The sequence below is a fragment of the Burkholderia sp. 572 genome (assembly GCF_040545135.1).
Classification (GTDB): domain Bacteria; phylum Pseudomonadota; class Gammaproteobacteria; order Burkholderiales; family Burkholderiaceae; genus Burkholderia; species Burkholderia cepacia.
The window spans coordinates 134,710-157,991 of record NZ_JBEPLH010000006.1 but is presented as its reverse complement, the minus strand read 5'-3'; the positions used below and the strand labels follow the sequence as shown (position 1 = coordinate 157,991).

Annotated in this window: 21 protein-coding genes; 14 read left to right on the top strand and 7 right to left on the bottom strand. The window is 66.7% G+C overall.

Annotation, left to right across the window (positions count from 1 at the left end):
* Positions 1-128: 128 nt before the first annotated feature.
* Positions 129-797: a haloacid dehalogenase type II gene (locus tag ABIC51_RS13710; protein ID WP_021156521.1), complete on the bottom strand. Its 669-nt coding sequence runs from the start codon at positions 795-797 to the stop codon at positions 129-131.
* A 431-nt stretch (positions 798-1,228) separates the two neighbouring features.
* Between ABIC51_RS13710 and ABIC51_RS13705 the strand changes: the two genes are divergently transcribed.
* From ABIC51_RS13705 to ABIC51_RS13665, 9 genes are all read left to right on the top strand, one after another.
* The gene (locus ABIC51_RS13705) at positions 1,229-2,089 is read left to right on the top strand and encodes a GNAT family N-acetyltransferase (RefSeq protein ID WP_175899613.1); all 861 of its coding nucleotides are present in this window, start codon (positions 1,229-1,231) and stop codon (positions 2,087-2,089) included.
* Between the two features lie 12 nt (positions 2,090-2,101).
* Positions 2,102-3,028 carry a 2-hydroxyacid dehydrogenase gene (locus tag ABIC51_RS13700; RefSeq protein ID WP_060174521.1) on the top strand — a complete coding sequence of 309 codons (927 nt, stop codon included), beginning with the start codon at positions 2,102-2,104 and terminating at the stop codon, positions 3,026-3,028.
* Positions 3,029-3,189: 161 nt separating this feature from the next.
* The gene (locus ABIC51_RS13695; RefSeq protein ID WP_060197020.1) at positions 3,190-4,590 is read left to right on the top strand and encodes an aspartate aminotransferase family protein; all 1,401 of its coding nucleotides are present in this window, start codon (positions 3,190-3,192) and stop codon (positions 4,588-4,590) included.
* An 84-nt stretch (positions 4,591-4,674) separates the two neighbouring features.
* Positions 4,675-5,166 carry an Lrp/AsnC family transcriptional regulator gene (locus tag ABIC51_RS13690; RefSeq protein WP_006749694.1) on the top strand — a complete coding sequence of 164 codons (492 nt, stop codon included), beginning with the start codon at positions 4,675-4,677 and terminating at the stop codon, positions 5,164-5,166.
* A 99-nt stretch (positions 5,167-5,265) separates the two neighbouring features.
* Positions 5,266-6,738: an NAD-dependent succinate-semialdehyde dehydrogenase gene (locus ABIC51_RS13685; RefSeq protein ID WP_060286125.1), complete on the top strand. Its 1,473-nt coding sequence runs from the start codon at positions 5,266-5,268 to the stop codon at positions 6,736-6,738.
* Between the two features lie 131 nt (positions 6,739-6,869).
* Entirely contained in the window at positions 6,870-7,466 is a 597-nt protein-coding gene (locus tag ABIC51_RS13680) for a TetR/AcrR family transcriptional regulator (protein WP_027792831.1), read from the top strand.
* A gap of 50 nt (positions 7,467-7,516) precedes the next feature.
* Positions 7,517-8,998 carry an MFS transporter gene (locus tag ABIC51_RS13675; RefSeq protein ID WP_027792832.1) on the top strand — a complete coding sequence of 494 codons (1,482 nt, stop codon included), beginning with the start codon at positions 7,517-7,519 and terminating at the stop codon, positions 8,996-8,998.
* A gap of 70 nt (positions 8,999-9,068) precedes the next feature.
* Positions 9,069-9,377, top strand: a complete 309-nt coding sequence (locus ABIC51_RS13670) for an EthD family reductase (protein ID WP_027792833.1) — start codon at positions 9,069-9,071, stop codon at positions 9,375-9,377.
* Positions 9,378-9,505: 128 nt separating this feature from the next.
* Positions 9,506-9,805, top strand: coding sequence for a hypothetical protein (locus ABIC51_RS13665; RefSeq protein ID WP_059699531.1), 300 nt, complete (start codon positions 9,506-9,508; stop codon positions 9,803-9,805).
* 122 nt (positions 9,806-9,927) lie between these two features.
* On the opposite strand, the gene ABIC51_RS13660 is transcribed toward ABIC51_RS13665, so the two are convergent.
* Entirely contained in the window at positions 9,928-11,403 is a 1,476-nt protein-coding gene (locus tag ABIC51_RS13660; RefSeq protein ID WP_027792835.1) for an HD domain-containing phosphohydrolase, read from the bottom strand.
* Between the two features lie 295 nt (positions 11,404-11,698).
* Here ABIC51_RS13660 and ABIC51_RS13655 point away from each other — a divergent pair, with 295 nt between their 5' ends.
* Positions 11,699-12,274, top strand: a complete 576-nt coding sequence (locus ABIC51_RS13655; protein WP_027792836.1) for a DUF308 domain-containing protein — start codon at positions 11,699-11,701, stop codon at positions 12,272-12,274.
* A 241-nt stretch (positions 12,275-12,515) separates the two neighbouring features.
* On the opposite strand, the gene ABIC51_RS13650 is transcribed toward ABIC51_RS13655, so the two are convergent.
* The 4 genes from ABIC51_RS13650 to ABIC51_RS13635 form a co-directional block, all read right to left on the bottom strand.
* Positions 12,516-13,679, bottom strand: coding sequence for a hypothetical protein (locus ABIC51_RS13650; RefSeq protein ID WP_058036679.1), 1,164 nt, complete (start codon positions 13,677-13,679; stop codon positions 12,516-12,518).
* Between the two features lie 204 nt (positions 13,680-13,883).
* Positions 13,884-14,531 (bottom strand): GNAT family N-acetyltransferase, encoded by a 648-nt coding sequence (locus ABIC51_RS13645; protein WP_354006517.1) that lies wholly within the window; start codon positions 14,529-14,531, stop codon positions 13,884-13,886.
* Between the two features lie 67 nt (positions 14,532-14,598).
* On the bottom strand, positions 14,599-15,165 hold the full coding sequence (locus tag ABIC51_RS13640) for a hypothetical protein (protein ID WP_226128528.1): 567 nt from the start codon (positions 15,163-15,165) through the stop codon (positions 14,599-14,601).
* 45 nt (positions 15,166-15,210) lie between these two features.
* On the bottom strand, positions 15,211-15,861 hold the full coding sequence (locus ABIC51_RS13635; RefSeq protein ID WP_226128526.1) for a GntR family transcriptional regulator: 651 nt from the start codon (positions 15,859-15,861) through the stop codon (positions 15,211-15,213).
* 53 nt (positions 15,862-15,914) lie between these two features.
* Between ABIC51_RS13635 and ABIC51_RS13630 the strand changes: the two genes are divergently transcribed.
* A complete protein-coding gene (locus ABIC51_RS13630; RefSeq protein WP_146253072.1) occupies positions 15,915-17,081 on the top strand; it encodes a pyridoxal phosphate-dependent aminotransferase in 1,167 nt (388 codons plus the stop codon).
* Positions 17,082-17,258: 177 nt separating this feature from the next.
* Here ABIC51_RS13630 and ABIC51_RS13625 read toward each other — a convergent pair whose 3' ends face one another.
* Entirely contained in the window at positions 17,259-18,605 is a 1,347-nt protein-coding gene (locus tag ABIC51_RS13625; RefSeq protein WP_021163208.1) for an MFS transporter, read from the bottom strand.
* A 297-nt stretch (positions 18,606-18,902) separates the two neighbouring features.
* Between ABIC51_RS13625 and ABIC51_RS13620 the strand changes: the two genes are divergently transcribed.
* The 3 genes from ABIC51_RS13620 (at position 18,903) to ABIC51_RS13610 (ending at position 23,119) form a co-directional block, all read left to right on the top strand.
* Positions 18,903-19,940, top strand: a complete 1,038-nt coding sequence (locus tag ABIC51_RS13620) for a LacI family DNA-binding transcriptional regulator (RefSeq protein ID WP_174392705.1) — start codon at positions 18,903-18,905, stop codon at positions 19,938-19,940.
* Positions 19,941-20,127: 187 nt separating this feature from the next.
* Complete coding sequence (locus ABIC51_RS13615; RefSeq protein ID WP_048027410.1) at positions 20,128-21,909, top strand: IlvD/Edd family dehydratase; 1,782 nt, start codon at positions 20,128-20,130, stop codon at positions 21,907-21,909.
* 31 nt (positions 21,910-21,940) lie between these two features.
* On the top strand, positions 21,941-23,119 hold the full coding sequence (locus ABIC51_RS13610) for a fumarylacetoacetate hydrolase family protein (RefSeq protein ID WP_027792844.1): 1,179 nt from the start codon (positions 21,941-21,943) through the stop codon (positions 23,117-23,119).
* The last annotated feature ends 163 nt before the right edge of the window (positions 23,120-23,282 follow it).

Genomic DNA, 23,282 nt, shown 5'->3' with positions numbered 1-23,282 from the left:
GCGGCCCCGCCTTGAACGACTCGATATCGGTAATTACCCTCGTTTCGTACGCTGATCGAACGCGCGACGGGGCGCGCCGGCATCGCGGCCGCGTCCCGTCGCGCGATGGATCGGCCGGCCCCGGCGGCTTACAGGCCGAGCTGCGTCGCGAGATGGCCGATATCCGACACTTCGTAATAGTTGTAGAACGGCGTGCCCGGCTCGTGGCCGCGATTGACGAACGCCTTGTGCTTGATGCCCAGATCCTCGGCCGTCATCAGGTCGTAGCGCAGGCTCGACGACACGTGCAGCACGTCCTCGGGCTTGCAGCCGAGCTTGCCGAACATGTACTCGAAGCCCTGCATCCGCGGCTTGTACGACTGCGCCTGCTGCGCGGTGAACACCGCATGGAACGGCGCGCCGAGCTTGTCGACGTTGCTCATGATCTGCTCGTCCATTGCGTTCGACAGGATCACGAGCTTGTACTTCGTCGCGAGCCGCGACAGGCCCGCCGGCACGTCCGGATGCGGGCCCCACGTCGGCACCGCATGATAGAAGCGCTCGGCCTCGGCTTCGTCGAACTTCACGCCGACTCGCGCGCAGGTGCGCCGGATCGCGTTGACGACGACGTCGCGGTACGGCTTCCACGCGCCGAGCACCTCGTCGAGCCGGTAAGCGGCGAACGCACGCACGAAATCCTCCATCGCGACCGGCGAGAGCCGGTCCGCGTAGATCTCGCGCGCCAGGTCCGCCATCTGGAAGCGGGTCAGCGTGCCGTAGCAGTCGAACGTGATGTACTTCGGTTCAAATTGGATCATGGTGACGTCCTGTCGGTGTGAAGCCCCGGCAGGGCCGGGGACGGGCTGGGTGGTACGAAATTGAATCAAGGCAAAAAACCCGGCGTACGTCGTTCGACGCCGCCCAAAACGCAGAATCGCCGCGTGTTGCGCGGCGCGGGCAGCACGATCTGCGGCGCTTGCCGGCGCGGTCCCGCCGCACCGGCGGGGCGGCGCGCCGGCAAGCGGCCGCGACACCGGTGTTTTCATCGTAGTGCCGTTCCCACAGCAGGCGCTGTCGGATTGACGGGCCTCGGCGGCACGATCCGCGCGTTCGCACGCGCCGATCGAGCCGGTTTGCGTCGATCTTGCACGGCCGCCCGCCGTCGCCGGAAAACAGGCGAATCATCCTATCCGTGCCGCGGTGTCGCTGGCAGAGTCGATATGTCATTCCTACCCATCCGGAGTCCAGCGTGTCCGATCTCAACCCTTCCCGCACGCTTATTTATCGTCGGTTCGCCGAAACCGACCTGCCCGCCGCGCATCGTCTGTCGGAAGCAGTCAAGTGGCCGCACCGGCTCGACGACTGGCGCTTCGTGCTCCAGCTCGGCGACGGCTTCGTCGCCGAGGACGAAACCGGCATCGTCGGTACCGCGCTCGGCTGGCGCTTCGGCGAAGCGCACGCGTCGCTCGGCATGGTCATCGTGTCGCCCGAGCACCAGGGCCGCGGCATCGGGCGCGAACTGCTCACCCGCGTGGTCGACAGCTTCGGCACGCGAACCATTTTTCTGCACGCGACGCCGGCCGGCGAGCCGCTGTACGCGAAATTCGGGTTCGAGGTGATCGATACGATCGACCAGCACCAGGGTGCCGCCTTCCAGCCGCCGCTGATATCGCTGCCGCCCGGCGAGCGCCTGCGGCCCATCGGCGCAAACGACGGCCCGCGGCTTGCCGCGCTCGCCTCGCGAGCCGCGGGTTATCGGCGCGACGAGGTGATCGAGGCGCTGCTCGGCGTCGCGAACGGCATCGCGCTCGATCGCGACGGCGAACTCCTCGGCTTCGCGCTGTTCCGCCGCTTCGGCCGCGGCCATGCGATCGGCCCGGTGGTCGCGCCGGACGCGCAGCGCGCGCAGGCGCTGATCAGCCACTGGCTCGCGCTGCACGAAGGGAAGTTCGTGCGGCTCGACGTGCCCGGCGACAGCGGGCTGTCCGACTGGCTGCAGGGGCTCGGTCTGCCGCGCGTCGATACCGTCGTCGCCATGGCGCGCGGCGCGACGCCCGCGCGCGCCCCGGCGCTGCGCGCGTTCGCGATCGTGAACCAGGCCCTCGGTTGAGCGGTACCCACGATGAGCTTTCTCTACAAGGCCGACCCGGTGCGCGGTGCGCAATGGGCACAGCGCTTCGCGCAACAGGCGCCCGAGCTTCCGTTCCGGATCTGGCCGGACCTCGGCGATCCTGAAGCCGTCCGTTATCTCGCCGCGTGGCAGCCGCCCGACGATCCGGCCACGCTGCTGCCGAATCTCGAAGTCGTGTTCTCGGTCGGCGCCGGCATCGATCAGTTCGACCTGTCGCGCGTGCCTGCGCATATCCCGGTCGTGCGGATGATCGAGCCCGGCATCGTCGAAGGCATGGTCGAATACGTGACGCAGGCCGTGCTGACGATCCACCGCGACCTGCTCGACTACGCGGCGCAGCAGCGCGCACAAGTGTGGCGCGAGCAGCCGGTGCGCGCGGCCGCGTCGCGGCGCGTCGGCGTGCTCGGGCTCGGCACGCTCGGCCAGGCCGTGCTCGATACGCTGCGCCGCTTCGGCTTCCCGTGCGCCGGCTGGAGCCGCACGCCGCGCACGCTCGACGGCATCGACTGCTACGCGGGCGACGCGGCACTCGACGCGTTCCTCGCCCGCACCGACATCCTGATCTGCCTGCTCCCGCTCACCGACGGCACGCGCGGGCTGCTCGGCGCACGCGTGTTCGATGCGCTGCCGGCGGGCGCGTCGCTCGTGCAGGTCGGGCGCGGCCCGCAGCTCGACGAAGCCGCGCTGCTCGCGGGGCTCGCGAGCGGCCGGCTCGACAGCGCGATCCTCGACGTGACGGACCCCGAACCATTGCCGGCCGGTCATCCGTTCTGGACGCACCCGCGCATCCGGATCACGCCGCACATCGCGAGCGCGACGCGGCCGGACACCGCGGTCGAGGCCGTTCTCGCGAACCTCGCGCGCCATCGCGCGGGGCAGCCGATGATCGGCGTCGTCGATCGCGCGCGCGGTTACTGACGCGTGCGCCCGGCCCGGCGGGGCGCGCAGCAGAAAATGCCGAAGCGCCCCGCACAAACGCCGCGTTCGTATGTTTCAGACTGCAAATTGAAAACGCATGAGGATGGCTCGCCCGGTAGCATGAACTCATCGCTGACACCCGACGAGAGTCCCGCCCTGCCATGAACCACGCCGCGCTGATCGAAGCTGATCGTCAACACCTGATCCACCCCGTCGTCAACTATCGTGCGCACGAGGCGCGCGGCGTCACCATGCTCGAATCCGCCGACGGCGTGTTCCTGCGCGATGCCGCGGGCCATACGCTGCTCGATGCGTTCTCGGGCCTGTGGTGCGTCAACGTCGGCTACGGCCGCGACAGCATCGTGAAGGCCGCCGCCGAGCAGATGGCGAAACTGCCCTACGCGACCGGCTATTTCCATTTCGGCTCGCAGCCCGCGATCGAGCTGGCCGAACGGCTCGCGGCGCTCGCGCCGCCGTCGCTGAACCGCGTGTACTTCACGCTCGGCGGCTCGGACGCGATCGATTCCGCGGTGCGCTTCATCACGCACTATTTCAACGCGACAGGCCGCCCGTCGAAGAAGCAGATGATTGCGCTCGAGCGCGGCTATCACGGCTCGTCGTCGATCGGCGCGGGCCTCACCGCGCTGCCCGCGTTCCACCGCCATTTCGACCTGCCGCGTGCGGACCAGCACCACATCCCGTCGCCCTACCCGTACCGCCATCCGCTCGGCGGCGATCCGCAGGCGCTGATCGCCGCGTCGGTGGCCGCGCTGGAAGCCAAGGTTGCCGAACTCGGCGCCGACAACGTCGCCGCGTTCTTCTGCGAACCCGTGCAGGGTTCCGGCGGCGTGATCGTGCCGCCGGCCGGCTGGCTGAAGGCGATGCGCGACGCGTGCCGGCGCCTCGGCATCCTGTTCGTCGCCGACGAGGTGATCACCGGCTTCGGTCGCACGGGGCCGCTGTTCGCGTGCGAGACCGAACAGGTCGATCCGGACCTGATGACCGTCGCGAAGGGGCTGACGGCCGGCTATGCGCCGATGGGCGCGGTGCTGATGTCCGACGAAATCTACGAAGGGATCGCGGGCAGCCGTGCGGAATCGGCCGTGGTCGGGCACGGCCATACGTATTCCGCGCACCCGGTCAGCGCGGCGATCGGCCTCGAGGTGCTGAAGCTCTATCACGAAGGCGGGCTGCTCGCGAACGGCCAGGCGCTGGCGCCGCGCTTCGCGGCGGGGCTCGATGCGCTGCGCGCGCATCCGCTCGTCGGCGACGCGCGTTCGGCCGGCCTGCTCGGCGCACTCGAGCTGGTCGCCGACAAGGCGCACAAGACGCGCTTCGACGCGGCACTGAACGTGCCGGACAAGATCGCGGCGGCGGCCTACGCGAACGGCGTGGTGTTTCGCGCGTTCGGCGACGGCGTGCTCGGCTTCGCGCCGGCGCTGAGCTTCACCGCGGGCGAGTTCGACCTGATGTTCGAACGCGTGCGCAAGACGCTCGACGACGTGCTGGCCGATCCGGGCGTGCAGCGCGCCCTCGACGCCGCACACGCGCAGCCGGCCTGACCGGCCAAGGGAAAGCCGGGCTTGTGGCGGCCATCGTTCGACTCTAAAGTAACCGGACATTCCATTTTTCCGACTCACGTGAACATGACGGACAGCAAGCTGGATCGCATCGACCTGCGCATCCTCTCCCAGTTGCAGAAGCGCGGCCGCATGACCAACGTCGAGCTGGCGGATGCGGTCGGGCTGTCGCCGAGCCCCTGCCTGATCCGCGTGAAGCGGCTCGAGAAGGCCGGCTACATCGGCGGCTACGGCGCGCACATCCAGCTCGAGAAGCTCGGCGACGTGCAGGTCGTGTTCACCGAAGTCACGCTGGCCGACCACCGGCGCGAGGACTTCGACCGCTTCGTCGCGGCGATCCGCAACGTCGACGAGATCGTCGAATGCCACCTCGCGAGCGGCGGCTACGACTATCTGCTGAAGTTCATCACGCGCAGCGTCAGCCATTACCAGACGATCGTCGAAGGGCTGCTCGAGCAGAACATCGGCATCGAGAAGTATTTCAGCTACGTGATCATCAAATCGCCGTTCGTCAAACGGCACTACCCGCTCGAATCGCTGTTCGGCGAACGTCACTGACGGACGGCGCGCGGCAACCCCGAACGCGGCAACGTGCTGTCCGCGCGGGGTAGTCGCGCGCCCGCGCCTTCGCCGGCCGGCTTCATCCAAGGACCTGTCATGCCGCTTACGCTGTCCCGAACCGAACTCGTTCGCACCGCCAACCTGATCGACGGAACGTGGCGCGACGCGCTCGACGGCCGTCGCTTCGACGTCGTCGATCCCGCGACGCTCGACATCGTCGCGCACGCACCCGACAGCGGCGCCGCCGACGCGCGCGCCGCAACGGACGCGGCCGCGCGCGCGCTGCCCGCATGGCGCGCGACACCCGCCCGCGAACGGGCGGCGATCCTGCGCGCATGGCATGCCGCGATCGTTGCGCATACCGACGATCTCGCGAAACTGATGTCGCGCGAACAGGGCAAACCGCTCGCGGAAGCGCGCGGCGAAGTCGCATACGGCGCGTCTTACGTGCTGTGGTTCGCCGAGGAAGCGACACGCACGTACGGCGACCTGATTCCGCAGCAGCAACGCGGCAAGCGGCTGAGCGCGGTGAAGGAGCCGATCGGCATCGTCGCCGCGATCACGCCGTGGAACTTCCCGCTCGCCATGATCGCGCGCAAGATCGCGCCCGCCCTCGCGGCCGGCTGCACGGTGGTCGCGAAGCCGGCGGAGGACACGCCGCTGACCGCGCTCGCGCTCGCGTTTCTCGCGCAGGAAGCCGGCGTGCCGCCCGGGGTGCTGAACCTGATCGCCGCATCGCGCGAACGTGGCATCGATGCGGTGGCCGACTGGCTCGCCGACGGCCGCGTGCGCAAGATCACGTTCACCGGCTCGACGCCTGTCGGCAAGCTGCTGGCGCGCGAGTCGGCGGCGACGCTGAAGAAGCTGTCGCTGGAGCTCGGCGGCAACGCGCCGTTCATCGTCTTCGACGACGCCGAGCTCGATGCCGCGGTCGACGGGCTGATGGCCGCCAAGTTCCGCAACGGCGGGCAAACGTGCGTGTCGCCGAATCGCGTCTACGTGCAGGCCGGCGTCTACGACGCATTCGCCGCGAAGCTCGCGGCGCGCGTCGCCGCGCTGAAGGTCGCGCCGGCGACCGACCCGGCCGCGCAGATCGGCCCGATGATCAACGCGCGCGCGGTCGACAAGATCGCGCGGCACGTCGGCGATGCCGTCGAACGCGGCGCGCGCGTGCTGACGGGCGGCAAGCGTCTGGCCGAACTCGGTGCGAACTATTACGCGCCGACGGTGCTCGCCGACGCCACCGCCGACATGCAGCTGACCTGCGAGGAAACGTTCGGCCCGATCGCGGCGCTGTTCCGCTTCGATACCGAGGACGAAGCCGTCGACGCCGCAAACGACACGCCGTTCGGGCTCGCCGCGTATTTCTACACGCAGGACGTGCGCCGCATCGCGCGCGTGTCGGCGCGGCTTGAAACGGGCATCGTCGGGATCAACGAAGGCGCGCTCGCGAGCGAGGCCGCGCCGTTCGGCGGGGTGAAGGAGTCGGGTTATGGTCGCGAAGGCTCGCGCTACGGGCTCGACGATTATCTGTCGATCAAGTACCTGTGCCAGGGCGGGCTCGACTGATCGGATGAATCCGGGCCGTCCGCGAGGCGGCCCTCGCCGCGCCCGGTCGACAGGCATGCGTTGACATCGGAACCGATCGGTTCATATAATGCATCCAACTTTTGGCACCGCATCGTTTGCGACACCGATCAATGGCAAATCCGGCTGGCGTGGGCCGCCCACGCGAATTCGAACTTGGCGATGCCGCGCGCGACGCGATGGACGTTTTCTGGGACCGCGGATACGAAGGCGCGTCCCTGCCCGACCTGATGGCCGGCACCGGCCTGTCCCGCGGTAGCCTGTACAAGGCGTTCGGCGACAAGAAGGCGCTGCTGCTGGCGGCGCTCGACCTGTACATGGCCGACGGGCTCAAGGCGACCGCGGACATTCTGTCGCAACCCGGCGCCGTCAAGGATGCGATTCGCGATTCGCTGCTGCGCTATGCGTGCCTGTCCGTCGGCGAGGCGGGCCGGCGCGGATGTCTCGCGGTCGCGATGACCACGGAACTGGCCGCGCGCGACGCGGATGTCGCGGAGCGCACCGGGCGCATGTTCCGGCGGCTGCAACAGCTCTATGCCGGTGCGATCGTCCGTGGCCAGGCGAGCGGCGAGATCGCCGAACAGGACGAACAGGTGCTGGCGCGTTTGCTGGTCTGCCAGATCGAGGGCATGCGCGTGCTGGGCAAAACCGGCGTGTCGGAGCAGGACATGCTCGCGCTGGTCGACCGCACGATGCGCATCCTCGACTGATATTTTTTTACCCAATTTGGAACCGTTTGGTTCCGTATGGAGAACCGTCCATGTCACGGAATGACCCCGTATCACCCGACCCGCGCCGCTGGGCGATGTTTGCGGTCCTGCTCGTCGGCGCGTTCCTGCCGCCGCTGGATTTCTTCATCGTCAACGTCGCGCTGCCGTCGATCCGCGCGGAACTGGGCGCCTCGTCGTCGGCCGAGCAACTCGTCATTTCATCGTATGCGGGCCTGTACGCGGTGACGCTGATCACCGGCGGGCGATTGGGAGACCTGTTCGGCCGCGGCCGCGTGTTTTTCCTCGGGTTGATCGGCTTTGCGATCGCCTCGACGCTGTGCGGTTTCGCCAGTTCGCCGTGGACGCTCATCGTCGGCCGCGCGTTGCAGGGCGTGACGGCCGCGATCATGGCGCCGCAGGCGCTCGCTTCGATCCAGGCGATCTTCCCCGAAGCGGAAAAGCCGCTCGCGCTCAGCTTGTACGGCGCGGTATTCGGCCTCGCCGCCGTGGTCGGGCAGGCGCTGGGCGGGATCCTGATCTCGCTGAATCTGTTGAATCTGGGCTGGCGCACGATCTTCCTCGTCAACCTGCCGCTGGCGATTCTGGTCGTCCTGTTCGGGATTCCGCTGTTGAAGGAAACGCGTGCGCAGCATGCGCGCAAGCTCGACCTCGGCGGCACCGCGCTGTCGATGCTGACGCTGGGCGCGCTGATCGTGCCGCTGATCGAGGGGCGCGAAGCAGGCTGGCCCGTATGGGCATGGGTGTCGCTGCTCGCGGTGCCGGCCCTCACCGGGTTCTTCTGGCGCTACGAGCGCCGGCTCGGCCGCCGCGGCGGCGCACCGCTGCTCGATCCGGCCGCGCTGCGCGCACCGGGGCTCGGCCGCGCGTTGCTGATCGCGCTGCTGCTGTACTCGATCGGCGCGTTCTTCCTGCTGTTCTCGGTGTATCTGCAGAATGCATTGCACGTCGACGCACTGAGCGCGGGCCTCGTGTTCTTGCCGTTCGGCGTCGGGTTCCTGCTCGGCCCGTTGTCGACGCCTGCCTCCGCGCGTGTCATCGGCGCTTACGTCAATCCGTTCGGCATGAGTCTGGAGATCGTCGGGCTCGTCGGCCTCGCGTGGTTGATCGATGCCACGCCGATCGGGATGCCGCTCGCTGCCGCGCCGCTCGCCGTCGTGCTCTTCGTCATCGGTTTCGGACAAGGTCTCGCGCTGCCGACGCTCATGCGCATGGTGACGGGGCGCGTCGCACCGGCGCTGTCCGGCATGATCGCCGGCATCGCCAGCTCGACGCTGCAGGTCAGCACGTCGCTGAGCGTGGCGATCATCGGCGGCATTTTCTATACGACGCTCGGCACGCGCCAGGATCCGGCGGCCATCGCGCATGCGTTCATCGTCGCACTGCTGTCGATCTCGGTGTTCCTCGCCGTGGGCGCCGCGCTGGGCATCTCGCTTGCACGGGCGGGCGCCGCTCATACGTCGATGCGGGCCGCCGCGCGTCCGGGCTTCGGCCCCGAACGCGAACGGCCGTGATCGGTTGTATTTGCCCGTATTTTCCCGTACCGACATTCATCGCCGCGTCAGTCCGACCTGGAGGTTCTTCGTGTATTTCATCGTCTCCTATCGCCGAGCCGCGGGCACGCGATTCGATGCCCGTTACTACGTCGAACAACACATTCCGCTGGTGGAAAAATCCTGGAAGCCGTACGGGCTCGACGCTATCGACGCTTTCTTTCCAGCACGTGAGGATAGCGAACTGATCGTCGTGGCGATGTGCCGTTTCAAGGACAGTGCGGCGCTGGACGCTGCGTTCGCGTCCGCGGAGACGGCAGACGTCATGGCAGATATCGATGCGTTCACCGACATCGAACCCGACCGGCTCATCACGGACGTGTTCTCGCGCGTGTCGTAGCGCCGATCGCGCGCCGCCATGCATCGGTTTAGGCCGGCGCCATCGGTCACTTGTCCGATGGCGCCGCGAACGATCGGGTGTCAGGATAGGCAGCCGTCACGCGATACCGGACCGGGAGGATCACTGCAATGTCGGGACGTCAGATCTTCATCGTCGCATTGGCGAGCGGCCTGCCGCGTGCGTTCGGCGTGCTCGCTATCGTGTCGGGCCTGTTTCGGATCGGCACCGCAGTGCATCGCGGGAAACACGCCGACGCGCCGGCGCAAATGGTCTCGGGTGGAGCGCGAATGGCGCTGGCCGGCGCGCTGCTTTCCTGCGAAGCCGTCGGTGCCGTCTACTTCGCAATCGCGACGTTGGGGTACGGTTGGGCCGACACCGACGCGACAGCCTCGGATCGCAGGGAACGGATCAACGACTGGTCGACTTGAATGGTGCAACCGCCATCTTCGATACGCGGGATAAGCCACCGGACAGGCGGAGCGTCAAAGGTCGCGCCGGCCCGACGGGCCGTCCGCGCACACACGAAAGCGAATCCGCGTCGCGGAGCGCGTCAGAGCAGCCCCAGCGCCGACGCCTTGAGGGTCGCCGCGGCGCGCGTCGAGCATTCGAGCTTGCGGAACGCCTTCTCGACATGGGTGCGCACCGTGCTCGGACTCATCGCGAGCGCCTGCGCAACCTGCTTGTTACTCGCGCCGCGGGAGATTGCCCGCAGGACGTCGATTTCCCGCGCGGACAGGCGCGGGCCAACGGCCGACGCGCCCGTGGCGATGCGCCGGGGCACGGGCGTCCCGCCCGTCACGAGCGCGGCTACCACTTCGCCGCATAGCCGGCCGCACGCCGCTTCTTCCTGCAACTGGACGGCGGCGGCCGCATCGCTCAGCGCCGCGCGCCACGGACGCGCCGAGCGCAACGCGACCCACGCCAGCGACGCCGCCAGCACGCGCGCTTCGAGCGTCAGCGCCACATCGCGCGCGCCGCGAAAATAGCCCGAACCGTCCTGCCGCTCGTAGGCATACGACGCAAGCACCGCGGCTTCGCCGAGCGCGCCGGTCTGCCTGCCGGCGCGCTCGGTCCAGTACGGGACGAGTCGCACCTTTTCCCATGCGCTCGCAGGCAGCCGCGTCGGCAGATTCCACACATCGTTCGGCACCGCGGCCCTGCCGATGCCATGAATCAGTCCGGCCCGGTACACGCGTTCGCGCGCGGCCTCGTCCGGCGAAAGACGGCCATAACAGGCGGCCGCAGTCGCCGCGACCGAACGCGAAAAACCCGTCATCCACGGCAGTTTCAGATCGATGACGTCCGCAATCAATTCGGCGGACGTCGCGCCCTGCATGTCCGGCGTGGCCAATGCGGCATCCAGGTCGGCGGGCGCCATGTGCTCGAGCGCCGCCAGCCAGCGCGGTGCGTCGCGCGCAGCAGTCTCGACGAGCACGGCCGGATAACGTGACCCCGCGCGCTGGCCGATCAAGTCGAGGGCCTGTTCGATGCCGTACGTGCGGCTGAGCACGTCCAGGTCGCCCGCCAGCGCGACGATCGACACGGCGGGCGGCACCTGTTCGCGTTCGAGCCGCGCAGGCAGCCCGTTGCCGTCCCAGGTTTCGAAAATGTGCCGCAGCGCGGTTTCCGTCGCGCTGGACAGACCGAGTATTCGCGCCACCTCGCCCGAGACTTCGCAATGAATCTGCGCGAGCGGGATCAGCGCGACACCCGCGCTGCCGATCGCTTCAGCCATGGCGGGCCGGCTCTCGAGCATCGCGGCGCGGATCGCGACGTCATCGCCGAATACCTGCGCGAAGCCCGCCGCGTTCGCCGTGCAGCCCGACCAGCGCAACAGCGCCACCTCGCGAGCCGTGTCGCACACCGATGCATCGAATCGTGCCGCGTGCGCGAGCTGCGCCGCCAGCCAGCCGGTGCGCGGCGAATGGTCGGTCGGCTGGCCCATGCTGAGATCGCCGATGAAGGCCAGCGCGCGCACGGCGTCGACTATGCGCAGCGGGGCGTGACGGGCTTCGGCGTCGGGCATCGGATGGGCGGAGAGATTCGCGAGGACGGGGAAACGATCATACGCGACGGCGTCGCGGCGTGCAGGGGCATGCGCGTCGGGCGGCGCGCCCCGGGGCCAACACGGTGCGATGTTCGCTCGCATCTCTGCGGAGCGCCCCGCGGACTTCGCCATCGGACATCTGACCGATGGCGGCAGGCGCGGACGATTGCGATACTCGGCGCACTGGAGATCCGTCCCGGCGCCGCATCCGAATCCGCATGGCGGACATCCTGCGTGCCGGCCGGAACGACGTTTCGATGTAAAAGGAGTGCAAATGACTGATCGCTACCCTGAATTCCACGCCCTGGCCGACGAACACTGGCTGAAGCGGTACTACTTTTCCCGGGCGGTGTTCTCGCTGATCTGGGTCGCGCTGGCGTTTTCCGTCGGCCGGCGGAGCGCGGCCGGCGCGGCGGTCCTGCTGGTCGTTTATCCGGCCTGGGATGCGCTCGCCAATTTCGTCGACCTGTCCCGCAGCGGCGGGATGGCGGCAAACCGCACGCAGGCGGTCAACGTCGCGATCAGCGCCGTCACGACACTGGCGGTATTTCCGGCGTTGAATGCGGGCCTGCCCGCGGTCCTCGCGGTGTTCGGCGTATGGGCGATTCTGTCCGGCGCGCTGCAGCTCGGCACTGCCGTGCGGCGCTGGAAGCAGGCCGGCGCGCAGTGGGTGATGGTGCTGAGCGGCGCGCAATCGGCGTTGGCCGGGTTGTTCTTCATTTTGCAAAGCCATGCGCCGATGCCGCCGGCGATCGTTAAGATCGCGGGTTACGCGGGAGTGGGCGCGCTCTATTTCCTGATATCCGCCATCTGGCTGCAGGTGCGGGGGATGCGGCGCAGGGTGTCGTGAGCCGTCGGGCGGAATGAAGACCTGCACGCGGGCACGAATGGCTCTGAACGACCCTTCTGAGACAGTGATCGTGCTCGATAGCGGTCATTGAGCGCAGCGAGAGCGGACTCTCAGCCGCACACATGTGCTGCGATGCGCCACTGATGAGACGCAGGAGCCCCAAGCACGCCCTGTTGCATTGCACGCGACCAATGAGAGAAAAAAGGGCCCATCTCTCCGCGTTCAGTGCGACAGGCCGCCGTCAACCGCGACTCCGGTAACGCTCGATCTGGGCTTTCTTCTCCGCGAAAGCCTTAATCGGCCCTTCCAACGGCGGCACGAGCTCATGAAAACCGTCGTGCAGACTGATCGCAATCTTCTGCACGAGGCCGATGAGCCGGTGCACATCCTCGCGCGTTTCCCGGATGTGCTGCTTAAGGCGCACCGTGTCGTCACCGCTCGCATCCAGATATTGCTGATCGACTTCGCCACCGTTGTGCTCATATACGTGCCGCCGCAGGAACATTCGCACGACAAATTGCTCGTCCGCGCTGGACATACCGTCGCAAACATCGATATCGAACCAATCCCGAAACAAGCGGCGCACGTCCGTCAGGTCGTGAAACCGCTGCTTCGTTAGCCGGATGAAACGCCGCTTGGACATCGGTACCAGCGCGGCGAGCTGCTTCGCGTACTGACCCGCGAAAGTGTCGAAGGCACCAACGATATTCTTGACGGCATCTTCAGGTGTACCGCCGTTGTTGAGCGCCATGCGGGTGGCCGGCACAGTGCTGGTAGTAAAGTCCTGCAGATCGTTGCGCGTCCCGCAGGACGAGCAATAACCGAAGCGCCCAAGAATGTCGTTGTACTCCTCGCACGCCACGCACGTGAATTTCCGCTGCTGGCTCTGTTCAGCGACAAAAAAAGCGGGCTTGGGGCCGTCGCTGCCGGCGGCGTCGGCAACCGCATCCATGTCGATCTTCACGTCCCCATTCTCGATAGTTTGCATGCCGGTGATGAGGGTGGAGCAGTAGTGCTGCACGTAACGCAACTGCGCCTCAGACAGAAACTGGTAATCCTCAGCCTCCATGCGGCAGTAAGGGCACAGATTGGGCCACGGCCCGCTGCGCCAATAGCTTTCGCAGGCGGGGCAGTGGTGGCCGAACTTGCCCTGACTGTCGCAAGTAATGAGGACCGGTAGACAACCGGGCACCGGCGGCGGGTTCCATGCATCGCCAATGCCGCCGAGCTGTATGCGCCCGACCGGCACGCCGGGATCGAGAGCGTAAACGCCGATCATCACCATGGGCACAGGACGACAGCTGGTGTACTCAACCTGATAGCCGCGTCGACCGTCTTCCGTTGTGCGGATGTGAAAGGTGATCTGGCCGCCCGAGTGGCCAATTTCCTTGAATTCGTCAGTCATTGCTGGTTCTGTCTAGGCCCGAAGGAGAGACCGCAGCGCACGCAGTCTCAACTAGGTTGGCTATCAAGGGTTTCACGTGAACGGCGCCTTTGCGGAAGTTTATGCGATATCAGCGAAGGGCTGTTCGTGGCCGACTGCATCCGAAAGGAATCGCCTCTGATCCGCCCTGTAGCTCTCTCGTTAGCGGACATCCAGCACGAACGTTCAGGCAGCAATGTGTTTCTGCATGAACACACTCAATGGATCGTCCGTGTAATCTCCAAACGGTCCCCGGCGCTCATAGCCCGCTGAAGCATACAAAGCCAACGCCTCCTGTTGGTATGGACCCGTTTCAAGTTTGAGCAACCTGCAGCCAAGATCTATGGCCCGTGTCTCGAGGAAAGCGATGAGTTGCTTGGCGATGCCTTGTCCTCGTCCGCGAGGGCTGACATACATTCGTTTGAGTTCGCCAAAATCCGGGCCGACAACGATTGCTCCACAGCCGATCGCCTGGCCCTCAATGTCCCGCGCGACAGCAAACAGGACATTCGATTGCCTCAACGATGCTAGATCCAGGGCGTGCCTGCTCTCAGGCGGATACAACGTATCTTGGTAAGCATCCAGATCGGCGATGAGGGCGATCACGTCCGGTTGATCGGGGATTCCAAAGCGATGGTCATAGCTGAATAAGCACGGGAAATTAAAGCGCCACGCCGGCCAGCGGAAGTGCAATCGACGGCGGCTGCTGGTCGGAGCACATTCGCAGATTGTCAACGATCCATCTGGAACTGTCGAACGTCTCAACTTGGCCGAATCTGGTTGGTTGCCATCCCGGTGGCCCGCGACGGCCTCAACCCGATCCTGACCAGCCACTCAATTGCTCTCGAAGCGGTCGCTGGATCTAGCTAGCCGAATCTGAACCGAACGCTCTATTGGAAAGTTAGTCGAAATCGATCCGAAAGGCACTCTCATCTTCGTATTGCAGCTTTAAATCGACCAGGATCGCACTTGCGAGTGCGGTTACCAACGCGATCTTCAATTCTGGTATGACGCCATTGAGATGAAATGAAAACTCCCATCCCGGCGACGCATCGATCCAGGACACGAATAGATCATCGCTGTCGGACCGCCAAAACTGAACGTTCTTCATTACACCTGTCGATGCTTCATCAACAATCTTGGCTCTGGATACATCGATCTGTTGGCCGTCATCGCTCCAGTGCGTTATTCGCCCACTATCAGGGTTGGCAAGCAGAAATCCAAGAGGCTTGAGCAAAGTCTCGACAAAGCAAAAAGCTTCCGGAAATGGACCTTTCAGCAATACGATCAAGATAGGTTTTGCCATCGCGTTTACCGACCCGAGTGTTGGCTGGCTGCAGTTGCCGTCATAAGAGCGCGGTCGATTGTCGACGATTCCGGTGACAGTGTCGAACGACTGTTGGTGGCCGGATGCCGCCCGACGCGTTTGACTATAGCTACCCCAGAGAAAACGCCAGCCATTCCCCATACCAGCCTTCCGCACCGGTCAATGCCCCCGGCCTGACCCACATCCCTACCGCCCACGCAACGCCTGAGCCAGCGCATCCCCCGCAGCCAGAATATGCGCGGACAGCGCCGCACACGCCGCGTCCACATCCCCCTCACGTATCGCCCGAACGATGTCCCGATGTTCGTCGTTCGAGCGATCCTGCCAGTCGAGTTGCTGCCACGTCGCATACAGATGCCGTGAACTGGCCCGATGCATGTCGCCGATCGCGGCGACGAGCCGCGGCATCCCGCACGGCGCGGTCAACGCCCGATGAAACCTCAGATTCAGCGTGCCCAGCACGGCGATGCCACGCGCCGCGGCCTCCTGATCGAGGATCGCATCGAGTTCCTCCAGCGCCCGTGCATCGAGCGCGGGAATCGCCTCACGCAACGCCAGCGCCTCGAAAGCAGCACGCATCTTGGCCATTTCAAGCACGTCCGCCGGCTCGAGCGGCGCCGCCCGCACGCCTCGTCGCGGTTCCACCACGGCCAACCCCTGCGCTTCCAGCCGTCTGAACGCCTCGCGTACCGGCACATGACTCGCGCCGAACTCTGCCGCGATGTGGTCCTGACGCAGCCACTCCCCCGGCGCGATGACGCCCGAGATGATGCGGTCCGCCAATGCGATAGCGATCCGATCGGCCAGCGAGCGCTCCTCCTTGACTTCAAAGTTCATCCCGACCACCATGCATATATTATCTATAAAATTGTAACAAAATCGGAGGTCCGATGCACCGCCACCGCCCTGTCCGTCTGCAGCACATTGCCGGCATCGGCGTCGATCGCATGGGGTCGATCGCCGATCATGCCGACGTCGACCTTTTGCGACTCGAAAATCTCGACACCGACCTCCCCCCCACTTCAGAAGCGCTGGCCTTCACCCGAGAAGCCATCCAGCGAGACTCGGCCAACTCCTATTTGCCCTTCGTCGGTCAGGATCGGCTGCGCGCGAGCGCTGCCGCCCACGTGTCGGCGCTTTCGGGGCAGCGCTTCACGGCCGACCAGGTGGTGGTGTCGGCGGGTGGACTCTCCGGCATTCTGAATACGCTGCTCGCCACCGTCGAGACGGGCGACGAAGTCATCGTCACCGATCCGACGTACGCCGGTCTGCTGAACCGCATCCGCCTGGCGGGCGGCGTGCCTAAGCAAGTCCCGTTCACTTTCACGCCGGGCAGCGAATGGAAGCTGGACCAGACGGCACTGCGGGCAGCAATCGGTCCGAAAACGCGGGCCATGCTGCTGATGTCGCCGTCGATGCCTTCGGGCGGCTTCTTCGATGCGTCCGACTGGCAACTGATCGCGAGCCTGTGTGTGCAGAACGATCTGCTGCTGATCCTCGACAGCGCGATGGAACGGCTGCTCTTCGATGGACGCAAGGTCATCCATCCCGCCGGCCTGCCCGGCATGGCCGAGCGTACGGTCACGGTCGGCGCGGCGTCGAAAGAGTTGCGCATGATCGGCTGGCGGGTCGGCTGGATCGTCGCGCCGGAATGGCTGATTCCGGATCTGGTGGCCGTGTCGCTCGCCAATGTCGTGGTACCGGTCGGCATAGCCCAGGAGGCCGCGGCGGTTGCGCTCGAACATTCCGCATCCGATCTGCCTGGCTACGTGAGCGAACTGGAGAGACGGCGGGATACGGTCGCCGCCGAACTGTCGGGACTCCCGTTCGGCATGCCGGCGGGCGGCTGGTCGATGCTGCTGCGCGTCGCCGATTTCGGTCTGACCGGATCGCAGATGTCGGAGCGGTTGCTGCGCCACGGCGTATGTGCGACGGCCATGACCGGATGGGGCGTCGCCCACGGCGAGCAGTACGTCCGTTTCGTGTTCTCGAACGAACCGGTCGACCGGTTGCGCACGCTCGGGGACAAGGTGCGCTTCGCACTGGAGGACGCATGACTGCCGCTCACGAGAAAGCAGAGTCGCGCGCCGGGCGTCCCTGGCTGGAAGTAGCCGGAATTCCGCGTGTGGTGGTCGAGCAAACTCACACAAGATCGATCCGCGCGACGTGATGCATCCGGCGCCGAGGCGGCGCGATGCCCCCGCCCCGGCCGGACGTAACGTCGCGCGAACGCCCTACCGCCCCACCGGCGGCCGCAGGATATCGCGCGGAATCGACGCGATCAACACGCAGCTGACCAGCAGGCAAGCCCCCAGCGCATAAGTCCCGTTGTTGATGTTGCCGGTCATCTGCTTGGCGACGCCGGTGATCATCGAGCCCGTGAAGCCGGACAGGTTCCCCACCGAGTTGATCAGTGCGATGCCGGCGGCCGCGGCCGTGCCGGACAGGATCTGCCCCGGAAAGGTCCAGTAGATCGGCATCAGCGCAAGGATGCCGCAGGTGGCAATGGTCAGGAATACGATCGACAGCGCCACGTTGTGCGCGAACGCCGCGCTCAGGATCAGGAAGACGCCGCCGATCAGCGCGGGAATCGCCGCATGCAGCCGGCGTTCGCCGGTCTTGCGCGAGTGCGACGCGTTCCACACCATCGCGAAGATCGCCGTCAGGTACGGAATGGCCGTCAGCACGCCGATGTGCAGCGGGCTGTGCACGCCCGACGCGCGGATGATCGACGGCAGCCAGAAGGCCAGCCCGTAGAAACCGGTATTGAACGTCAGCAGAATGAAGGTGAGCAACCAGACGCGCGGGCTGCGCAGCGCGGCGCCGATGCTGTGCGACTTGTGCGCGGCCTCGGATTCGAGGTTGCGCGACAGCACCGCCTTTTCGTCGGCGGACAGCCACTTCGCCGTCTGCGGGCCGTCGCCGAGGCAGGCCAGCACGATGAACGCCACCACGATCGACGGCAGCCCTTCGAGCAGCAGCATCCATTGCCAGCCGCTCATGCCCGACAGGCCGTGCGTCTGCTCCATCAGCCAGCCGGACAGCACGCTGCCGAGCGTCAGGCTCAGCGGGATCGCGACCAGGAAGCCCGACATCGCCACGCTCTGGCGCCGCGCCGGGAACCAGTAGTTCAGGTACAGGATGACGCCCGGGAAAAAACCCGCTTCGCACAGCCCCAGCAGGAAGCGCAGCGTGTAGAACATCGTGGTCGTCTGCACGTGGAAGAACTGCGCGAGCGGCACGATGAACGCCATCGACGACGACACGATGCCCCACGTGATCATGATCCGCGCAATCCAGAAGCGCGCGCCGTAGCGGTGCAACAGCAGGTTGCTGGGCATCTCGAACAGGAAATAGCCCCAGAAGAAGATGCTGGCGCCGAGCGCATAGACGCCGTCGCTCAGGTTCAGGTCGTCGAGCATCTGCAGCTTCGCGAAGCCCACGTTGACGCGGTCCAGGTAGGCCACGACGTAACAGAGCAGCAGCAACGGCAGGATGCGCCGCATGACCTTGCGGTAAAGGGCGTCTTCGGACGAGTCGGCCGCGGCCGGTGCGGCAGCGGCCTGCGTAAGGGATGGCATCGGTCTGTCTCCTGATTGTGTCGATCTTCTTCGTACCGTCGCGTGCGCTGCGCGCATCGATGTTACCGATAACATCAGGTGCCCAAAAAAAGCCGACGAGGCGACGGGAGCGATCGGCAAGCTGATACCGGTAACACATTCGAAGGTAGCATGCGGCGACACGCGTGTACAAGTGCCGCCGGACACGTGGTTTCCCTAGTGCGACTCTCACCGCGGCGGGCACGCCGCGCCCCGCCTGCGCGGTATGCCGCACCGGTATGATGTAGCCTTTCCTGCCTCCTCCCGATCGCGATTCCGATGCCCAGTCCCACCGCCGTCCGGCCCGCCGGGCCGCCCCGCATGTCCGACGTAGCGCGCCTCGCCGGCGTATCGAAGATGACGGTGTCGCGCGTGCTCGCCGGCCACAGCGTGGCCGCCGAGACGCGCGCACGGGTCTGCGAGGCCATCGACCAGCTCGGCTACGTGGCGGATGCCGCTGCCGGTGCGCTGTCGTCGGGGCGCTCGGAATTCGTCGCGGTGCTGGTGCCGTCGCTGTCGAGTTCCAACTTCTCGGACACCGTGCGCGGCCTGACCGATGCGCTCGAGCCGCATGGTTTGCAACTGCTGCTCGGCGATACCGACTACGACCTCGAACGGGAAGAACGGCTCGTCCGGTCGATGCTGCGACACCAGCCGCGCTGCATCGCGCTGACGGGGTCGCAGCACACCGATGCGACGCGCAAGGTATTGGAGCGCTCGGCGATTCCAGTGGTCGAGATGTGGGACCTGCCCACGCGCCCGATCGACACCGCCGTCGGCTTCTCGAACGTGCGCGCCGCCCGTGCGATGGTGCGCCACCTGGCCGAGCGCGGTTACCGGCGCATCGGCTTTCTGGTCGGCGCGAGCGAACTGGATCGCCGCGGCCTGGACCGGCTCAAGGGCTACCAGGCGGAGATCAAGGCGCAGGGGCTGGGCGAACCGCGCGTCGTGCGGCTGGGCGAATCGCCGATCACGATGAGCCACGGCGGGCCGGCGATGGCCGCGCTGCTGGAGCAATGGCCGGATACCGACGCGGTGATGTGCGTGAGCGACATGTCGGCGTTCGGCGCGATCATGGAGTGTCACCGGCGCGGGCTCGCCGTGCCGGCCGATATCGCCGTGGCCGGCTTCGGGAACTTCGAAGTGGCGACATGCTGCCATCCGACCATCACGACCGTATCGGTCGACGCGTACGGCATCGGGCTGCGCACGGGCGAAGCGTTGCTGGCGGCGCTGCAAGCGCGTGACGGCGGCGAGCGGACCGAATCGAAAAGCATCCGTATCGACTACACGATCATCGCGCGGGAAAGCGCCTGACAAGCCGACGGCCGCGCGCATCCCGACCGCCACGCGCGCGGCTTCGTACCGCCCCCCTGCCCTCACCTTAGCCACATGCGCACGAAATCCCTTCCGCTGCGCAAAAAACCCGTGCTAACATCCAAACAATGTTACCGGTACCATCCGGCATGCAGAATGACAAAGGCCCCTCAGGAGACAGCCTGCCATGTCACACACCCCTCGCCGCCTGCGCAGCCAGGAATGGTTCGACGACCCCGCGCACGCGGACATGACGGCACTCTATGTCGAGCGCTTCATGAACTACGGGTTGACGCGCGAGGAACTGCAGTCGGGCCGCCCCATTATCGGCATCGCGCAGACGGGCAGCGACCTCGCGCCGTGCAACCGCCATCACATCGAGCTGGCCGAACGCACCAAGGCGGGCATCCGCGACGCGGGCGGCATTCCGATGGAGTTCCCCGTGCATCCGCTCGCCGAGCAAAGCCGCCGGCCCACCGCCGCGCTCGACCGCAATCTCGCGTACCTCGGGCTGGTGGAAGTGCTGCACGGCTTTCCGCTGGACGGTGTGGTGCTGACGACCGGCTGCGACAAGACCACGCCCGCGTGCCTGATGGCGGCCGCCACCGTCGACATGCCCGCGATCGTGCTGTCGGGCGGCCCGATGCTCGACGGCTGGCACGAGGGCAAGCGGGTCGGCTCGGGCACGGTGATCTGGCATGCGCGCAACCTGCTCGCGGCGGGCGAGATCGACTACGAAGGCTTCATGCAGCTGACCACGGCCTCGTCGCCGTCGATCGGCCATTGCAACACCATGGGCACCGCGCTGTCGATGAACAGCCTCGCCGAGGCGCTGGGCATGTCGCTGCCCGGCTGCGCGAGCATTCCCGCCGCCTATCGCGAGCGCGGCCAGATGGCTTACGCGACCGGCAAGCGCGCGGTCGAGCTCGTTCGGGAAGACCTGCGCCCGTCAACAATCATGACGCGCGCGGCATTCGAGAATGCGATCGTCGTCGCGTCCGCGCTGGGCGCATCGACCAACTGCCCGCCGCACCTGATCGCGATTGCGCGCCACATGGGCGTCGAACTGAGCCTGGACGACTGGCAGCGCCTGGGTGAATCGGTGCCGCTGCTCGTCAACTGCATGCCGGCCGGCGACTACCTCGGCGAGAGCTTCCACCGCGCCGGCGGCGTGCCCGCCGTGCTGCGCCAGCTCGATTCGGCCGGGCTGCTGCGGCGCGACTGCCTGACCGTATCGGGCCGCGCGATCGGCGAGATCGCCGACACCGCGCAGGACGCCGACCGCGACGTGATCCGCACGCCCGATGCGCCGCTCAAGCATGGCGCCGGCTTCATGGTGCTGTCGGGCAACTTCTTCGACAGCGCGATCATGAAGATGTCGGTGGTGGGCGACGCGTTCCGCCGCACCTACCTGTCCGAGCCGGGCGCGGAGAATACGTTCGAGGCGCGCGCGATCGTGTTCGACGGCCCCGAGGACTATCACGCGCGCATCAACGATCCCGCGCTGAACATCGACGAGCGCTGCATCCTCGTGATCCGCGGCTGCGGCACGGTCGGCTACCCGGGCAGTTCCGAAGTCGTGAACATGGCGCCGCCTGCCGAACTGGTGAAGCGCGGCGTGACGTCGCTGCCGTGCATGGGTGACGGACGCCAGAGCGGCACATCGGCCAGCCCGTCGATCCTGAACATGTCGCCGGAAGCCGCGGTCGGCGGCGGCCTCGCGCTGCTGCGCACGAACGATCGCGTGCGCGTGGACCTGAATCGCCGCAGCGTCGACGTGCTCGTCGACGAGGACGAACTCGCGCGCCGCCGCGAAACCGAAAGCTTCACCGTGCCGCAGGCGCAAACGCCGTGGCAGGAACTCTATCGCCGGTTCGTCGGCCAGCTGTCCACCGGCGGCTGCCTCGAACCGGCCACGCTGTACCTGAAGGTGATCGAGCAGCGCGGCAACCCGCGCCATTCGCACTGACCCACCGCCCCCGACTCTTGCCGAGCTGACCATGCATACGCCTTCCGTTTCCGATTGCCTGCCGCACGACCTCGACCACGCGCTGCTGATCGGCCGCGTCTGGCGGCACGACGGCGCCCACGCGGGCCCGAGCGTCGTCGCCGTGCGCGGCGGCGAAGTGTTCGACATCACACGCACCGTGCCGACCACCGCCGACCTGTTCGATCGCCCCGATGCAGTCGCCATCGCGCGCACCGCTGCCGGCGAATCGCTCGGCCGTGTCGAGCCGTTGTTGCAGGCCGCGCTGGACGGCACGCCGGGCGCGACGCACCTGCTCGCGCCGTGCGACGTGCAGGCGATCAAGGCGTGCGGCGTGACCTTTGCGGTCAGCCTGATCGAGCGCGTGATCGAGGAACAGGCGGGCGGCGATCCGGCCAAAGCGCGGGAGGTTCGCGACACCATCGCCGCGACCATCGGCACCGATCTATCAAAGATCGTGCCGGGCTCGGAAGCCGCGCTGCGCCTGAAGGCGGAGCTCGAACGCCGCGGCGCATGGTCGCAATACATGGAAGTCGGCATCGGCCCGGATGCGGAGGTGTTCTCCAAGGCGCAGCCAATGTCGGCGGTCGGCTTCGGCGCGGATGTGGGGCTGCTGCCCGTGTCGGTGTGGAACAACCCGGAACCGGAGATCGTGCTGGCGGTCGCCCGTGACGGCAGGCCGGTGGGCGCGACGCTCGGCAACGACGTGAACCTGCGCGACATCGAAGGCCGTTCGGCGCTGCTGCTCGGCAAATGCAAGGACAACAACGGCTCGTGCGCGATCGGCCCGTTCGTGCGGCTGTTCGACGACGGCTTCACGCTCGACAGCGTGCGGGCATGCAGCGTGTCGCTGCGCGTCGAAGGCGCGGACGACGGCTTCGTACTCGACGGCATCAGCCATATGCGCGAGATCAGCCGCGACCCGACCGACCTCGTCGCGCAGACCTGCGGCGCGCATCACCAATATCCGGACGGCTTCATGCTGTTCCTCGGCACGATGTTCTCGCCGATCCAGGATCGCGACGCGCCCGGCGGCGGATTCACGCATCACCTCGGCGACCGCGTCACGATCTCCACGCCCGCACTCGGCGCACTCGTCAACACCGTGCGGCTTTGCACGGAGATCGCGCCGTGGACCTTCGGCGTGCGCGCGCTGTATGCGAATCTGGCGGCACGCGGGCTGCTTGCCTGAGCGGAACGGCAGCAACACCGGCCTCCCCACGGGTGATCGATCGCAGTCAGCCACGGCGTGGGCGACGTACAGCGGACCGGTGCAGGATACGAACGAAATCCCGCCCGTCGTCGGCGGGTGCGCCAGCCGGACTGGCTTCGCCGCGCCGCATGAAACCGGGGCC

Coding starts and splice junctions, on each gene's coding strand:
- ABIC51_RS13690 (WP_006749694.1), top strand. CDS start 4,675: ATGACGGACAGCAAGCTGGATCGCATCGACCTGCGCATCCTCTCCCAG.
- ABIC51_RS13635 (WP_226128526.1), bottom strand. CDS start 15,861: ATGAACTTTGAAGTCAAGGAGGAGCGCTCGCTGGCCGATCGGATCGCT.
- ABIC51_RS13660 (WP_027792835.1), bottom strand. CDS start 11,403: ATGCCCGACGCCGAAGCCCGTCACGCCCCGCTGCGCATAGTCGACGCC.
- ABIC51_RS13695 (WP_060197020.1), top strand. CDS start 3,190: ATGAACCACGCCGCGCTGATCGAAGCTGATCGTCAACACCTGATCCAC.
- ABIC51_RS13615 (WP_048027410.1), top strand. CDS start 20,128: ATGTCACACACCCCTCGCCGCCTGCGCAGCCAGGAATGGTTCGACGAC.
- ABIC51_RS13685 (WP_060286125.1), top strand. CDS start 5,266: ATGCCGCTTACGCTGTCCCGAACCGAACTCGTTCGCACCGCCAACCTG.
- ABIC51_RS13610 (WP_027792844.1), top strand. CDS start 21,941: ATGCATACGCCTTCCGTTTCCGATTGCCTGCCGCACGACCTCGACCAC.
- ABIC51_RS13625 (WP_021163208.1), bottom strand. CDS start 18,605: ATGCCATCCCTTACGCAGGCCGCTGCCGCACCGGCCGCGGCCGACTCG.
- ABIC51_RS13640 (WP_226128528.1), bottom strand. CDS start 15,165: ATGGGGAATGGCTGGCGTTTTCTCTGGGGTAGCTATAGTCAAACGCGT.
- ABIC51_RS13680 (WP_027792831.1), top strand. CDS start 6,870: ATGGCAAATCCGGCTGGCGTGGGCCGCCCACGCGAATTCGAACTTGGC.
- ABIC51_RS13650 (WP_058036679.1), bottom strand. CDS start 13,679: ATGACTGACGAATTCAAGGAAATTGGCCACTCGGGCGGCCAGATCACC.
- ABIC51_RS13655 (WP_027792836.1), top strand. CDS start 11,699: ATGACTGATCGCTACCCTGAATTCCACGCCCTGGCCGACGAACACTGG.
- ABIC51_RS13710 (WP_021156521.1), bottom strand. CDS start 797: ATGATCCAATTTGAACCGAAGTACATCACGTTCGACTGCTACGGCACG.
- ABIC51_RS13620 (WP_174392705.1), top strand. CDS start 18,903: ATGCCCAGTCCCACCGCCGTCCGGCCCGCCGGGCCGCCCCGCATGTCC.
- ABIC51_RS13665 (WP_059699531.1), top strand. CDS start 9,506: ATGTCGGGACGTCAGATCTTCATCGTCGCATTGGCGAGCGGCCTGCCG.
- ABIC51_RS13675 (WP_027792832.1), top strand. CDS start 7,517: ATGTCACGGAATGACCCCGTATCACCCGACCCGCGCCGCTGGGCGATG.
- ABIC51_RS13700 (WP_060174521.1), top strand. CDS start 2,102: ATGAGCTTTCTCTACAAGGCCGACCCGGTGCGCGGTGCGCAATGGGCA.
- ABIC51_RS13630 (WP_146253072.1), top strand. CDS start 15,915: ATGCACCGCCACCGCCCTGTCCGTCTGCAGCACATTGCCGGCATCGGC.